13 protein-coding genes are annotated in these 14196 nt (G+C 62.3%); 8 read left to right on the plus strand and 5 right to left on the minus strand.

Translation table 11 applies throughout. The features are described from left to right. Positions 1-430: 430 nt before the first annotated feature. On the plus strand, positions 431-1525 hold the full coding sequence (locus ASE85_RS07010; protein ID WP_200928318.1) for an AAA family ATPase: 1095 nt from the start codon (positions 431-433) through the stop codon (positions 1523-1525). 43 nt (positions 1526-1568) lie between these two features. Here the strand turns inward: ASE85_RS07010 and ASE85_RS23760 are convergent, their stop codons facing one another. Beyond that, positions 1569-2324, minus strand: a complete 756-nt coding sequence (locus tag ASE85_RS23760) for a hypothetical protein (protein WP_235523331.1) — start codon at positions 2322-2324, stop codon at positions 1569-1571. On the opposite strand from ASE85_RS23760, the gene ASE85_RS07015 reads away from it, so the two are divergent. Then, entirely contained in the window at positions 2301-3884 is a 1584-nt protein-coding gene (locus ASE85_RS07015) for a S8 family peptidase (protein ID WP_235523334.1), read from the plus strand. The genes ASE85_RS23760 and ASE85_RS07015 overlap by 24 nt on opposite strands. Positions 3885-3918: 34 nt before the next feature. Here the strand turns inward: ASE85_RS07015 and ASE85_RS07020 are convergent, their stop codons facing one another. Beyond that, entirely contained in the window at positions 3919-5289 is a 1371-nt protein-coding gene (locus ASE85_RS07020; protein ID WP_156358241.1) for a hypothetical protein, read from the minus strand. 485 nt (positions 5290-5774) lie between these two features. On the opposite strand from ASE85_RS07020, the gene ASE85_RS07025 reads away from it, so the two are divergent. The 4 genes from ASE85_RS07025 to ASE85_RS07040 all read left to right on the plus strand — a co-directional run bounded on the left by ASE85_RS07025 (position 5775) and on the right by ASE85_RS07040 (position 9746). Continuing rightward, positions 5775-6839, plus strand: coding sequence for an ArdC family protein (locus tag ASE85_RS07025; protein ID WP_082462700.1), 1065 nt, complete (start codon positions 5775-5777; stop codon positions 6837-6839). Further along, positions 6836-7267 (plus strand): DUF2958 domain-containing protein, encoded by a 432-nt coding sequence (locus ASE85_RS07030; RefSeq protein ID WP_056685766.1) that lies wholly within the window; start codon positions 6836-6838, stop codon positions 7265-7267. Before ASE85_RS07025 ends, ASE85_RS07030 begins: the two co-directional genes overlap by 4 nt. An 89-nt stretch (positions 7268-7356) precedes the next feature. Beyond that, entirely contained in the window at positions 7357-9183 is a 1827-nt protein-coding gene (locus ASE85_RS07035; RefSeq protein WP_056685769.1) for a ParB/RepB/Spo0J family partition protein, read from the plus strand. A 119-nt stretch (positions 9184-9302) separates the two neighbouring features. Then, a complete protein-coding gene (locus tag ASE85_RS07040; RefSeq protein WP_056685910.1) occupies positions 9303-9746 on the plus strand; it encodes a hypothetical protein in 444 nt (147 codons plus the stop codon). 422 nt (positions 9747-10168) lie between these two features. Here the strand turns inward: ASE85_RS07040 and ASE85_RS07045 are convergent, their stop codons facing one another. Further along, a complete protein-coding gene (locus ASE85_RS07045; RefSeq protein ID WP_082462701.1) occupies positions 10169-10642 on the minus strand; it encodes a thermonuclease family protein in 474 nt (157 codons plus the stop codon). A gap of 393 nt (positions 10643-11035) precedes the next feature. On the opposite strand from ASE85_RS07045, the gene ASE85_RS07050 reads away from it, so the two are divergent. Continuing rightward, complete coding sequence (locus ASE85_RS07050; RefSeq protein ID WP_056685772.1) at positions 11036-11356, plus strand: DUF736 domain-containing protein; 321 nt, start codon at positions 11036-11038, stop codon at positions 11354-11356. Between the two features lie 413 nt (positions 11357-11769). Then, complete coding sequence (locus ASE85_RS07055) at positions 11770-12126, plus strand: hypothetical protein (RefSeq protein WP_056685774.1); 357 nt, start codon at positions 11770-11772, stop codon at positions 12124-12126. A 162-nt stretch (positions 12127-12288) separates the two neighbouring features. On the opposite strand, the gene ASE85_RS07060 is transcribed toward ASE85_RS07055, so the two are convergent. Both ASE85_RS07060 and ASE85_RS22310 read right to left on the minus strand, forming a co-directional pair. Continuing rightward, on the minus strand, positions 12289-12936 hold the full coding sequence (locus ASE85_RS07060; RefSeq protein ID WP_056685777.1) for an HNH endonuclease: 648 nt from the start codon (positions 12934-12936) through the stop codon (positions 12289-12291). Then, a complete protein-coding gene (locus tag ASE85_RS22310) occupies positions 12936-14063 on the minus strand; it encodes an AAA family ATPase (RefSeq protein ID WP_082462714.1) in 1128 nt (375 codons plus the stop codon). The genes ASE85_RS07060 and ASE85_RS22310 overlap by 1 nt, the downstream gene beginning before the upstream one ends. Positions 14064-14196 lie beyond the last annotated feature (133 nt).

Raw genomic sequence — 14196 nt, forward strand, 5'->3', positions numbered from 1 at the left:
GACAAGCCATCGTCCAGCTAGTCCCATCATGGCCTCAGCGCTGCCATCGAGGCATGTTCCGCACCCTTGATGGCGGCCGTTTTGCGTTGGGAATGTCGGTCGACCTGTAGGTCCAAATGCGATGGCGTCAGAAGCGTCATGCGGACCTGCTCCTCCATCACATCGACTATGCTGTCATAATGGCTGGACGGCCTCATTCGGCCACCGTCATCGAACTCTGTACAGGTTACCTACAAGCGCAACCAGCAGGCTCTGCATATCTGACCGCATCCGTGGACCACAGCAATGGTATCCCGCATGCTGTCTTTGTTATTATCAGCTTCGAGCTCTGTCCTGACCATCGCAGCGCCTCTGCTTGACGCGCAGATATCTTCATGGCTTACCTAAAACAGGCAAGGGGGGTGTATCGCGTGCAATTTGGCGATACATAATGAACATGGCATCAGCGCAGCAACTCATAGGTCTCGTCAAGAGCCACGCGGAGGGGGATTCCGATCGCTTCTTCGATCTCGCGATGCAGCTGTCTGCGGCAGAGGAGCAGAAGGGGCACAAGCGGCTCGCCGAGACATTGCGTCAATGGGCCGCTGCCGGCCAGGCACCGCCGCAACCGGCCTCCCGCACGCCGAACCTGACGCCGATAGCTGCGCCCCGCGGCGATCTCGCGCAATTCCTTTTTGCCTCCTATCCCAGCGAACGGCTGAACAGCGTCATCCTGCCCTCGCCTATCGAGGAGGAGCTGGCGCACATCGTCATCGAGACGCGTATGCGCGAGAAGCTCGAGGAGAAGGGGTTGAAGCCCCGGCGGCGGATCCTGCTGTCCGGCCCGCCCGGCACGGGCAAGACGATGAGCGCGCACAGCCTGGCGGGCGAACTCCAGTTTCCGCTATTCTCGGTTATGCTGCACGGCCTCATCACCAAATTCATGGGTGAAACAGCCCAGAAGCTGAAGCTCGTGTTCGACGCGATCAAATCGACGCGCGGCGTGTACCTGTTCGACGAGATCGACGCCCTTGCAGCAACGAGAGGCGATGGAAACGATGTCGGCGAAGCGCGCCGCGTCCTGAACTCATTCCTCCAGTTTCTCGACGAGGACACGGGTCCCTCGATCGTGATCGCTACCACGAATCTCGCCGAGATTCTCGATCGCGCAGTCCTGCGTCGGTTCGATCTCGTTCTCTCCTACGAACTGCCCGATGCAGCCGCGATCCGCGAAGCGCTCGAACGGCGTTTGACCGGCTTCTCCTACGCCCGCCTGTCCTGGAAGAAGGTCACCGACTGCGCCACCGGCCTGTCGACAGCCGATGTCATAGCCGCGGCCGAAGACGCCGCCCGCCGGGCGGTTCTGGGTGACCGCGACGCGATAACAACGATTGATCTGGTAAACTCGCTGGAGCGCCGTCGCTCGCTACAGGGTCTGGGAAGAGGCGCGAATGCCACGGAACCTACGTCATTTTCTTCTGAAGGATCTCGGAAAGGCACACCCGTTTCGGGCAAAGACCGGACGCGGCGGCAAACCGCCAAGTGACGTCCTTGATCGGTCCGGCCACGCACAGGCTCTGCTTCAAGCGTTAGATTTTCTTCCTCCTATAGCGACCGAAGGCCTGCCGGGCATTTATCTCGAAGTCAAAGGGCGGCCGAACGAGCCTCTGGCAAAGAATAGTCTGGGAACCAGCGGAATCACGCTGTTGCGTAGCGATGCCGAGACAGGCGAAGCGGGCACGATCGAAACAGCGACCGTCTTTGCCACCGCCAAGGGCGTCGAAAGCCTCCGCAAGAAGATCGAGCAGTTCGAAACGGAGGACATGCCCGATACGGAAAAGGACGGCCAGATCATTCCCGGCCGTCCCAAAAACGCCAAGCTCGTCCAGAGTCTGGCCGCCATCACCAAAGCCGCGCTGCGAGCGCTCTGGCGCGGCCCACAGGACAAATTCCCGGCGCACGATGGCGCGATACATTGGGAAATCTGGCTGGAACCCGAAGAAGCCGACGCCTTCATCGCACAGGCCGCTGCCTATCAGGTTCAGATCGGGGCCGATCGTCTCTATTTCCCCGAAGACGTCGTCGTCATTGGACAGGCGACGCGCAATCACATCGCCCTGGCCGTGCGGCGGCTTGGCGCCGTTCGCGCGCTTGCGTCGCCAGCGACCACCGCCGATTTCTTCGATGCCATGGATGTTCAGGAACAGGTCGCCTGGGTTGACGACCTCTTCCAGCGAACGACCTACAATGGCGAGGCGCATGGGGGCTATGTCACCCTGCTCGACTCGGGCATCAGCCGCGCCCATCCGCTGCTCGCGCCTGTGCTGCTCGCGCAGGATCGACATGCCGCCGACCCGGCATGGGGGCTGGACGATATCAGGGGGCATGGAACCCAGCTTGCCGGCCTCGCGCTTTTCGGGGACCTGACCCTCAACCTGCAATCGACCATGCCCGTCACGATCTCTCATCGGCTGGAATCGGTGAAGCTGTTACCGGACGGCGGGGTCAATCCGCATCATCTGCTGGGCGTCGTCACACGGCGCGCCATCGACACGGTCGAGCAGACGGAGCGCAGGCGGACCTTCACCCTGGCGGTCACGACCGATGAGGACACGCCGCACGACGGCGCGCCCACATCATGGTCGACCGAGATCGACCAGCTCGCGTCCGGCGTGTCGGGCGCCCAGCCACAGGCACGACTGATCCCCGTATCGGCTGGCAATAGCGACAATAACAAGTTCAGTGCGGCCCCTTATCTTGGTGTTTGCGACCATCCCGACAATGAGCTTGAATCGCCCGCACAGGCTTGGAACGCGATCAGCGTCGGCGCCTATACCGAGAAGACGATGCTGCCGGCGGGCGCGGCCCTCACCATTGTCGCGCCTTTCGGCGACCTCTCGCCCAGTTCGCGCACCGCGTCCTGGTCATCGACCTGGCCGCTCAAGCCTGACATCGTCTTGGAAGGGGGAAACTGGGCGGCTGATACAATCCCTCCGCCCATGCGCCATGGCTGGCTTTCCCTGCTCACAACCCATCATAGCTATCCGCAACGGTCATTCAGCTTTACGTTCGACACAAGCGCGGCGACCGCGATCGCGGCGAAGCAGATCACCGAACTATGGTCGGACTATCCGCTGCTCTGGCCCGAAACCATCCGGGCGCTCTATGTGGCGTCCGCCCGCTGGACGCCGCAGATGCGCTCGCATCTTCCCGCGCAACCGACCAAGGGCAGCTATGCGCGCCTGTTCCAGCGCTACGGCTATGGCGTCCCCGACCTAGAGCGAGCCCATCGCAGCGCATCCAACGCCCTTTCGCTGATCGTCCAGGACGTGATCATTCCGTACGGCATCTCGGAAAAAGGCGGCGACGTTCACAAAGAGATGCGCCTCTTCACGCTGCCATGGCCCGTCGAAGAGCTGCGCAAGCTCGGTAATGCGAGCGTGACCTTGAGGGTTGCCCTGAGTTCGTTCATCGCGCCCAATCCCGCCGAAGCCTCCCGCGGGTCACGATATCGGTACGCGTCCCATAACCTGCGCTTCAAGCTGAACCGCGCCGGCGAGAATGCCCAGCAGTTCATGGCCCGTATCAGCAAGGCAGCCGAACCCATCGGCCCCCAGGTCGATGAAGATGACCTGTGGGTATTTGGCAGTGACCGGCGTGACGTCGGCTCTCTCCATATCGACCAGCTGACATGCAAGGCATCCGATCTTGCACGCCGCAATATTCTGGCCATTCATCCCGTTGCCGGATGGTGGAAGTCCAAAAAATTGTTGCAGGAAGCCGAGCCCGAGGTCCGCTTCGCCCTCATTGTCGAAATCGACACGCAAGGGGTGGAGGCCGAGCTTTATGCCGAAGTTGAAGCGACCGTGGACATTCTGAACGCAGCCCAGGCCATCATCATCTGATCCCTGTCGATCCAGCCGTTTTTGCAAGGAACGCTTAATCGTCCGAAGCTGCGGCATCCACCTCTTCGAACGTCATCGCCAGTTTTTGCCGGATCGGCTCCCCTTCATGGGATGTGATGACGACCTCAACCTCCACCCCCTTGCCGGTTAGGCCGGGATGCCGCGTCAGCAGAAAGGTGTCGAAGGTCATTTCGCATTTCTGCTTGAGCGACTTGATGGAAAATTGCGCCGTATGAGGGTCATCCTCGTCGACAAAGACTGTCCCATCGTGAAAATCGAAGTCCGGACGAGCAAAGTCGAGATAGCGAGGCCCGCCGTCCGCGAAATAGGCGCTGAGCGTGCCGAAACTTTCGGGGCGCACCGGAGGCTCTGGCGCCTCAGGCTCCTTTTGGCGGTCGCGCATGGAGGACAGGAAAATCGATTTGGGAAAGCGCAGGGTGACGTCGATGTCACTGGCGGTCGCCGATCCGTCATTGCTCAGCATTATGGAAACCGACGCCGTAAGCCTTAGCGCCTCCGTCCAGACTTTCAGGTCCGCCAGATATTGCTCGTAACGCCCGTAATAGGCGGTGAGCGCCTCGTTATACTCCTCGACGCGGTGACGGCTTGCGCCGCCCAGATTGGCAAAAGCCCGTAGTCCCCCGATCTGGACGCCAGCGGCCTCACCCGGCTTGGGCGGCACGCGCACATAGCTATGTTCCGCCCTGATCGTAGTCAGGCCGGGCGCCCCGAAATCCAGGCTTCGCGCATTGCAGACGTTGCGCCGGGTTGCGCCGTCCTTGAAGGTAACGGCAAGCTTGGGCTGCCGGGATTTGAGGCGCGCAAGTTCACGCTTTGCGTCGCGCAGTTCCTTCTGCTCGGCGTCGATTTCAGCCGGAAGGCGCAATGCATCGGGCAGTCGCAAGACGGAAATCGGGCGGGAGCGGAGCTTCATCGCCATCCCGCCGTCGTTCGAGGCTATGAATATGGACACGCCGCTTATGCCATGCCTCTCGATCGCCGCGGCGATATAATGGTCGTCATTGACTTCGCGGACGAGGTGATGGGCGGCAAAATCGATCCTCGGCTCATGTTCGGAAAAGACGAGTACGACGTGCGGCCGCACAACGACAGGATCGGGCAGCGCCATTTTTTCTACAAGAAAGTCGATCATCCCGTCTGCGCGCGCTTTGAGCGCCGAAGACGGACTGAAAATCTTCTTCTGCTCAAGTTCGCGCAGCAAAATTGGGGTGATGACGAGCGTGCAGTGTTCGCTTTGGGTCATCTCGCACCAGTCGATTTGATCGAGCCGCTTAAAGTGCAGCACTTGGTTGGTATCGATCAGGATTTCACATTGGGTCAAAGCGCATTCAACTCCGCATCCAGATCGCTTACGGTCACCCGTTCGGCATTCTAACGGTTTCATCGCTTATTCTGTCGGCCGATGTCGACACTGCCAAGCAGAATAAGAGATGCCTGCGTGCGCGCCGTTCGCTTTCGCCCAACCGACGATATGAGACTCACCTGATGGACCAAGAGATGGACGCCCCGGCCCTGGCCGGACGCGCTCTATCCCGATGCGGCTGCCTCGGGACCAAGCCCTGTGGGTCTTGGCCCTACGGGTTACGATCGCTGGCGCGAGGTCGGCCGCAAGGACCGACCAGCGGACGCCGCGCACCGCGCGGCGGCGTTTCCGTGTGAGCCTCTCCCAGGACGCGGGAGTAGGCGGCGCTCCCTCCTAGGCCCTTCGCGGCCGCCGGCAACCCGCTGCGCTGCACTTGCGGGTGCTCCACTGCCGTTTCGCCCTTGCGGTGCCTGCGCCCGCCGGGGCGGGCCTTTCCAGTCGCGTTTCGCCGCCCACCCCCGCTTTCCGGGGAGCCTCATGTTTTTGGGCAGGCAGGAGGACAGGACATGGCTCATACCCCCAGCGTTCGCGCAACGCCGCAGCGTCGCACCCAAGACACCCAGCCCGAACGGATCAATCTCTATGACGAGGTGACCGCCAAGATCGTCGCCCAGCTTGAGGAGGGGCGGTTTCCATGGGTCCAGCCTTGGGCATCGTCTGGCACCGACATGGCGCAGGGCGCGCTGGCTCCCGGCCTGCCGCGCAACGCGCTGACGGCTCGGCTCTATTCGGGCGTCAATATCCTGATCCTGTGGGGCGCAGCCATCGAAAAGGGCTATCCTTCCCAGAGCTGGATGACCTTCAAGCAGGCACGAGATGCGGGCGGATGCGTCTCCAAGGGCGAAAAGGGCACGACCGTCGTCTACGCCGACCGCTTCACCCCCGAAGCGGAGAAGGAAAAGGCGAGAACGACCGGCGAAGACGCCAAGTCGGTCGCTTTCCTCAAACGCTTTACCGTCTTCAACCTGTCGCAATGCGAAGGGCTACGGCCCGGCCTTGCCGCAGAACCCACCCCCTTGGCCGAACGCGAAATCGTGCCCCTAGCCGAGTCTGTGATTGCAGCCAGCGGCGTGGATTTCCGTATTGGCGGAGACAATGCTTTCTACATGCCTTCACTCGACATGGTGCAGGTGCCGCCCCAGCCCGCATTCTATGAGCAGATCAACTATTACCGGACCTGCCTGCACGAACTGACCCACGCCACCGGCCACCCCTCTCGCCTCGACCGCAATCTCAAGAACGGCTTTGGCAGCAAGGATTATGCCCGCGAGGAACTGATCGCCGAAATGGGATCGGCCTTCCTGTGCGCCGCGCTCGGCATCGTGCCGACCGTGCGTCATGCTGACTATATCGGCTCTTGGCTGGAGGTGCTGCGCGCGGACAATCGCGCCATCTTCCGCGCAGCAGGCGCAGCTAGCAAGGCGGCGGAATGGCTGCTCTCCCGGCACCGCGAGGCAAGCGAAGACCTCGACATTGCAATCGAGATGATGGCCGTGGACGCGGATGAGGACGAAGACGGGGCTGTGGTCCCGGTGCAGACCTGCGCCGTTCTGGACCGGAGGGCGGCATGATCCTCCTGACCCCAGACCTACGCTATGCCCTGCGCGCCAATGCCATAAGCAGCGCCGCCGCGCAGGCGCAGGACAAGCGGTTCGACCCCGTTCCGGTCGTCAAATTCTTCAATCCGCTGGGCGCTGGCACATGGCTGGCGACCGAACTCTATGGCGACGACGATACCCTGTTCGGCCTCGCCGATCTTGGTTTTGGCTGCCCGGAAATGGGCGTCTTCTCGCTGATGGAAGTCCAGAGCGTCCGCTTGCCCTTCGGGATGCAGATCGAGCGGGACGAGGGCTTCTATAGTTCCCATCCCCTGTCTCGCTGGGCCGATACCGCCCGGCGCGCCGGGTCGATCATCCATGCCGAGCAGCTTTTGATCCGCGCCCCGACCGGCACGGCTCCCGACCTTCCGACCGATCCCACCCACGGGACGGCAGGATGACGCGCGGCGCGTAACGCCGCATTTCCGTAAAGCCGGACCGCCCAACTCGTAAAAGAATGACGGCCCGGCACTCACAAGGAGTGACACCCATGAAACTCGATTTTATCCCGTTGAGCAAGCTGTCCATCAGCAAGACCAATATGCGCTTCACCAAGACGGCCACCGATGTGTCGGATATCCTGCCGACCGTGCGCAGGCGCGGCGTGATCCAGCCAATCATCGTGCGCCCCAATTGTGCGCCTGACGCATATGAGATCGTGGCGGGAAGCCGTCGCTTCCATGCCGCGCTGATCGTCGCGGAAGAGAAGCGCGCCATGGGCGACGCCGACAGCGAAGTCGCCGCGATCCCCTGCGCCATCCTTGAGGATGGCGACGACGCCGATGCGGTCGAAGCCTCGATGATCGAGAATATGGCGCGGCGCGATGCCGACGAGGTCACGCAGTGGGAAAGCTTCACCCGGCTGGTGAAGGAAGGCCGCAAGCTGGGCGACATCGCCGATACTTTCGGCCTTCCCGAACTCACCGTGCGACGGGTGCTGGCGCTCGGCAATCTCCTGCCCCGCATCCGCCAGATGTACGCCAGGGACGATATCGACCGGGCGACCGTCCGCCACCTCACCCTCGCGTCGAAAAGCCAGCAAAAGGCATGGCTGGCGCTGGTGGACCACGAGGATGCCTATGCGCCCACCGGCTCCCAGTTGAAGGGTTGGCTGTTTGGCGGCCAATCGGTCGGCACCCGTCATGCCCTGTTCGATATCGAGGCAAGCGGCCTTGTCACCATTGCCGACCTGTTCGGCGACGACCGCTATTTCGCCGATGCCGATGCTTTCTGGGACGCGCAGAATGCCGCCATCGAGGCCCGACGCGAGGACTATCTGGACGAGGGATGGCAGGGAGTCGTCATCCTGTCTCCCAACGACTATTTCTCGGTCTGGGAACATGTGAAAGCCACCAAGCGCAAGGGCGGGCGCATCTATGTAGAGGTGCGCGCAACCGGCGAAGTCACGTTCCATGAAGGCTATCTGACCCGCAAGGAGGCCGAGCGCATGGCCAAGGGTGATCCCGGCGGTAAGGGCATGAAGGTCGCGCGTCCCGAAGTCACCTCGACCATGGCGACCTATATTGACCTCCATCGCCATGCTGCCGTGCGCGCGGCGCTCACCGGCTTTCCCGCCGTGGCGCTGCGGCTGATGGTCGCCCATGCCATCGTCGGGTCGCCCTATTGGAAGGTGCAGGCGGACCCCCAGACCAGCCGCAACGACCTCATCGCCGAGAGCATCGAGAATGCGCCGGGCGAAGCGGACTTCGATCATATGCGGCGCAAGGCGCTTGGGCTGCTGGGTTTTGGCGCGGAGGAACCCACGCTGATCGGCGGCAATGGCGACGACTATGGCGTGGTCGGCGTCTTCCTGACCCTGCTCGACCTTAATGACGCACAGGTGATGGGCATCATCGCCATCGTCATGGGCGAGAGCCTCGCCAGCGGCAGCGCCGCCGTCGATGCGGTCGGCATGCATATCGGCGTCGATATGGCCGACTATTGGCAGGCGGACGGGGCGTTCTTCGAGCTGCTGCGCGACCGCGAGATATTGGGGCATCTGGTGGCGGACGTGACCGATCCCACTGTCGCCGCCGCCAACGCACAGGAAAAGGGCAAGACCCTGAAAGCCATCGTGCGCGATGCGCTCGACGGCACCAATGGCCGGGAGAAGAAGGACCGCTGGGTGCCGCGCTGGATGCTGTTCCCGCCTGCCGCTTATTCGGCGAGGGGCGGCGTCGGGCCGGTCGATGCCCATGCAAGGGTCGTCGCCGCCATGGCGATCCATGACGCTCCCCAACCCGATCCCGATGCCCCCGGCAGCATCTGCCCGCTGCCCGACGAACCGGAGGAAGGGACGCAGCGTCTTGCCGCCTGACTTTCTCCTGCGGGCGGCGGTTCGCCGCCGCCCACTCTTTCTTCGCCAACTTGGATTTGATCGAAAATCGGTCGCGCCGCCCCCGTTCCGGCGACGGCGCGCCTATTGGGAGTTTCATCATGGTCGATCGTGTTTCGCTTTCCATCACCATCGGCGGCGACCTCGCTGCCGCCCTGCGCGACGATCTGGTCGCACGCATCCAGAGCGAGGGTCTGGCCCTCGACTATGACGGTGAGGCATTTGGGACAGAGGATTTCCCCGCCGATGGCCCGCTGTCGCTCTACGCCCATGAAGTTGCATGGGGGCGGGCCGACGAACTGGAAAGCTTCTGCGTCGAGCAGGGATTGCCCTTCGTTCGCTGGTCGGGCGGGAGTGCAGCGCAGTTCGGCCCGGAGCGTGCCGTGTTCACCGGTGCGGGTGAAGTGGCCCTGTTCGCGGCCGATGAGGATGGCAATCTGATTATCGACCGCGACCGGGCCGAACGGCTCGGCAGCTACGAGGCGATCATCGCCCATTTCGTCGCAGGCGACCCTGCCGTGCCGCCGCTGCGCTTCCTGCCGTGAAAAATCGGCCGCGCCCCCGACCCGCCAGGCGGGCCGGGGCGCGGACTTCTGTACGTCGTTCCGCGCCGGAACCAGCGCTTACGGTCGAGATGGATAGTGCGAAAATTGCCATGATCGGCTATGATGATCGCATCAGCTTTGGGCTGCGGTCGGTTCGATTCCGTTACTTCTTGTGTGTGCGGTTCTGCTCCTGCTGTTCCTTCTTCTCAACTCCGTGCCCGATCAGGGGCCAGATGCAGAAGGGACACACGGCATGAACATAAACAGCAACTTCAATAATAGCCTCGTCGGCTCTGCCTTCAACGGCATCAGCCTTGGTTTTATCGATAGCGCAGCCTGCACAATCAGCCCCCCGCGCGCGGAAATGCCGGGGGGCTTTTTCTTCGCTCTCTCAGTGGAGCGGTTGGACACGGACCCGGCGGTCAGTCCAGTTGGCACCAATCAGGCTTGGCCTTGCCGCGCGGCCACCATCGCGCATCCCCCGACTCGACAAGGCGGGTGGCAAGATCACGCCCTGCATGGCGCACTGTCGCAACCGTGCGGTTGTAGCTGCGGCCGACCCGCGTGAAGCGGATCGACTGTCCCTCGATCATCCTCGTCAGGGGCGCCTTGGCGGTCTCGCCCCTGCGGCGCTCGGCCGGACAGCGGGCGCGCTGCGCCTGCGTCTCCGGGGCGTCGATCCCCGCGATGCGGATACGCTCGCCGCTCGTCAGGCGGAAGGTGTCGCCATCGGTGACAGTGCGCACGGTCCCGGTCGCAACACGCGCGTCGGGCACCCTGGCCAGGGTGGCGAGCACGGCGGTGGCAGCGAGCGCCAGCAGGACAAGGCGCGCGCGACAGTGCCAGGGCAGATTGGCGCGCGAGGCAAGCGCCAGGAGAAAAGGGACGATGGGCATGGCCCGCGCTTGGCCCAGCGGACGGCGCCTGTCGAGCCCGGCCGTCGAGCGAGGCGCGGCTCGATTCCCGCCCTGGTCTTCGCCATTCCAGGCGCGATGGAAAGCGTACCGGTCGGCATGATATTCCAGGGTCGCAACCCCTTGCAGCCCTTTGCCGGTTGAAGTGCGTTGACCTGGCAGCGTCTCGGGTACCCCGCAAAACCATCGGTCCGCTCCAATTTCCCCGCCGTTCCGGCTCCTCGCGGGCGCTTCGCTACAAATTGAAGACGGCCCTCCGGTCCTCCGCTCATGTCGCTCCGGCCTTCGGTTCGGGGGCACCCAGCGCGCGGCCTGACGGTCCGCACGCCCGGCGGATCGGCCGCAGGGGCATATCACGACACAAGGAGATTACACATGCCAGCCATCGGTTACGTTCAGCGCCTGGAAAATGGCGGTTTCAAGGGCGTCCTCAAGACCCTCGCGGTCCGCGCCGAGATCGAGATCATTCCCAACCGGGGCAAGACCGGCGACCAGCCCGACTATCGTATCCTCTCGGGCGGCTCGGAACTGGGCGGCGGCTGGATCCGCACCGGCGAGGTCTCGGGCCGCGAATATATCCGCGTCGCCATGGCTGCCCCCGAACTGGGCGCCCGCACCATCTACGCCAATCTCGGCCGCGCCGCCGGTCAGGACGACGAGGACAGCTACGCCCTCATCTGGAACCCCGGCGACTGACGACGGACCGCCCCGCGCCCATCCGGCGCGGGGTGCAGCCTCCCCCTGGAGATCCGATCGGCCGGCGCGCAGGCGTCCGGCCGATCGGCATGGTTGGCGTCTGTCGCGCGGGCACGACCATTGGGTCCGCGTGGCGACGAAAGGAAGGACAGGTCTTCGGAAGCGCCAGCTCTGCTGGCGGCGCATCATTGAAGAAAAGGGTGGTGGGATGTCGAGACCCTCCCATCGTGACGGGCGGCGGCGCGGCTTTCAAGGCTCGCAGGTTCCCCCCAATTTGGCTGCACCAAATCGGCTCCCCCTTAGCGCCCGCTTGCGCGGCGCCGGCTTGCGCGCGGCGGCCCTGACAGCCTTCCGGCGCCCGTCCCTCCCTGTCGGTCCCCGATCTTGGGGACGCAAGCACAGGAGATTTTCCCATGAACGTCGTTCAGCCCATTGCCCTTGCTTCGGATCGCGTGATGACGGCCCTGATCGCAGGGCTTGAACTGGAATTTGGCCGTGGCGCAGGCGAAGCGCTGGCGTCCCGCTTCATGGAAGCCGAAGATATCGATATCCACTGGGATGCCCGCAACGAAGAGCGCTGGATCGGTGCCTATGGGAGCCAGGAGGGCGAGGTCGAACTCGACCGGATCGCGGCGACGGGCTTCCTGGACGGGCGCTGGTTCGTCGCACTCTTCATCGTAGATGGCGATGGCAATGCCCACGGTATGCTGAGCTGCCGGACATGTGCATCTGCCGATGCAGCGGCCCTTGCCTTCGCGCAGGCGCGATGAGGCCGGGCCGCCTCGGGGCGCCTGACGGTGCCCCGGTTTGTGCATTGGCGCGGATACTGAAAGGCGTATCCGCGCCAATGCACAAATCCGTAAAGGTACAGGCACAGAAGTCCGCAGGGCTGACGAGGCTGTCGGGAATCTAAAGGAAGCTCTCGCGGAAGCTCAATTTGCCTGTCCATGCTGTCGCGCCAGTTTGCGAATCTGATCGGCGATCGACCCAGCGATCGCCTCCATGCCCTGCGCTTGGTCGAAAGTGTCTATCTCAAGCTCTTTCAACGCGAAATATTCGTGATGATAGGCGCCCTTGGCGCTGCCGGTCAGAACGGTGAACTTCACCAGAACATTCCCACCCGCCTGAACCGCGGTTCTGAGCAGGTGGTGATCCCAAGCGTCGAAATTGGGGTGAACGAGGCGATAGTTGGCGCCGGTATCGTCAGGCCCAGCGCCGTCTGCATCGATGACGAACGCCACGCAGTCCTTCTTGAACTGCATGTTGCAGCGCTTGCACGACACCGAGAGGTTCCACGGCGCAAAGGTGAAGGGTCTATATATGCTCTTGGGAAGGACATGCTCCCGGTCGATCATGAAATAGCCGCCACCGTGCAGGATCGTGCGGCAGTAGCAGCACTGGTGGTTATGTCGTGTGAGATGATAGGTCTGAATGCGCTGCTTGGCGCTCTTGATGGCGTCCTTATGGGCTGCAGGCACCTTGTCCCAAGGGCTATCCTCTAGCATGGCAGCTACGATTGCAGCTTCCTCTTCGGCGCTGAACGCAAAATCGCTTAAGGGTGGCAAATAGGCGTCGGTCATCAGGATATGCCAGCCGCAGCTGAAAGCTTCTTGTCGAGATCGTCCACAAGCTGCGAAACAGCCTCCAGAAAAGCTTCTTGCTTGCGGTCGAAGCTGGCGCTCTTCATCCGATCGATGAGATCAAGGACGTCTGCCTTGGTCGCATTGCCCGCCTCGAACTTCGAGACGGCTCCCACCAGTTCCTCGCTCACGAAATGGCTGGCTGGCGTGACGACATCGAAGGCTTTCCAGAGCATTTCCTCGATGCTGCCACCGCCGGCCGCATCGTCGAGCTTGAGATATTTGGGGCGCCCGTCTTCAACCTGGAATACCGAAATTATTCCCGAATTCTGGGCGATTGCGCCGGTGACGATAAGCGGCGCATGGGTAGCAACGACGATGACAACATCATGATATCGCAATGTCGTGAGGACGGTATCGATATATTCTCGCTGCCAGTTGGGATGCAGGCTGTTTTCCGGCTCGTCGATGATAACGACAGCATTATCCCTGATGCTGGCAACCAGGAATATCATCGACGACATCAGCGACAATTCACCCGAGCTTGCCTGATGCAGTTCGATTTCGCGGTCGTCGAAGCGGCGTTCGAGATGAATATCGATGCCGCGAAGGACACGATCCTTACGCAGGAAGCGCTCGAACGTCAGCAGAGCATGCATGTCATCGACGCGATATGGAAAGCGGGAACCGGACGATGACGCATCGACCCAGATCGTGCTCGAAAGTTCGCCGCGCTCGATGCGATCGACGAGATCGCGATAGATGTCGTTCTCGAAATAAATGTCGGAGCGCTTGCGATCGCCCCTGCGGCCAGGTCGCAGTCGGAAGCCGAACCGGGGCCAGTATTTGCAATATTCGAGCACCGTACCGATTTGGAAAAAACGGGAATCCGTTTCTGCCATCGTCGTCTGCACGCAGCGCTTAATGATCGAAATTGGAGAGTTGAACCCCTTGCCGGCCGAGATGCGCTCCACATCTCGCAGGCCAGTAAACCTGTCATAGGCAGTGTTCGAAATGACGGCGACCTTGCGATGATGCCGGTTCCGCTGGGCAAGGTTCAGTAAGTAGCGGCTCTTCCCCGCGCCATTCGGTCCGACAAGGATCGCAACCCGTTCACCCTTGCGCATGCCATCTTCAAGACCGAGTTCGGAATATAGCATTGCGCATCATCTCGCATTTCTGATGGGTTCGTTTCATCATGACATCGTGCCGATAATGCAACAGCCAGGTTCCACATATGGCCATCTCCCAATCCGCAGA

The sequence above is a fragment of the Sphingobium sp. Leaf26 genome (genome assembly GCF_001421665.1).
Lineage (GTDB): Bacteria > Pseudomonadota > Alphaproteobacteria > Sphingomonadales > Sphingomonadaceae > Sphingobium.

Excerpts from the sequence above, each read along its gene's own strand:
- ASE85_RS07040 (WP_056685910.1), top strand. The coding sequence starts at position 9,303 with ATGGTCGATCGTGTTTCGCTTTCCATCACCATCGGCGGCGACCTCGCT.
- ASE85_RS07050 (WP_056685772.1), top strand. The coding sequence starts at position 11,036 with ATGCCAGCCATCGGTTACGTTCAGCGCCTGGAAAATGGCGGTTTCAAG.
- ASE85_RS07060 (WP_056685777.1), bottom strand. The coding sequence starts at position 12,936 with ATGACCGACGCCTATTTGCCACCCTTAAGCGATTTTGCGTTCAGCGCC.
- ASE85_RS07055 (WP_056685774.1), top strand. The coding sequence starts at position 11,770 with ATGAACGTCGTTCAGCCCATTGCCCTTGCTTCGGATCGCGTGATGACG.
- ASE85_RS23760 (WP_235523331.1), bottom strand. The coding sequence starts at position 2,324 with ATGTCGATCCTGCGCGAGCAGCACAGGCGCGAGCAGCGGATGGGCGCG.
- ASE85_RS07030 (WP_056685766.1), top strand. The coding sequence starts at position 6,836 with ATGATCCTCCTGACCCCAGACCTACGCTATGCCCTGCGCGCCAATGCC.
- ASE85_RS07025 (WP_082462700.1), top strand. The coding sequence starts at position 5,775 with ATGGCTCATACCCCCAGCGTTCGCGCAACGCCGCAGCGTCGCACCCAA.
- ASE85_RS07045 (WP_082462701.1), bottom strand. The coding sequence starts at position 10,642 with ATGCCCATCGTCCCTTTTCTCCTGGCGCTTGCCTCGCGCGCCAATCTG.
- ASE85_RS07010 (WP_200928318.1), top strand. The coding sequence starts at position 431 with ATGAACATGGCATCAGCGCAGCAACTCATAGGTCTCGTCAAGAGCCAC.
- ASE85_RS07035 (WP_056685769.1), top strand. The coding sequence starts at position 7,357 with ATGAAACTCGATTTTATCCCGTTGAGCAAGCTGTCCATCAGCAAGACC.
- ASE85_RS07020 (WP_156358241.1), bottom strand. The coding sequence starts at position 5,289 with ATGAAACCGTTAGAATGCCGAACGGGTGACCGTAAGCGATCTGGATGC.
- ASE85_RS22310 (WP_082462714.1), bottom strand. The coding sequence starts at position 14,063 with ATGCGCAAGGGTGAACGGGTTGCGATCCTTGTCGGACCGAATGGCGCG.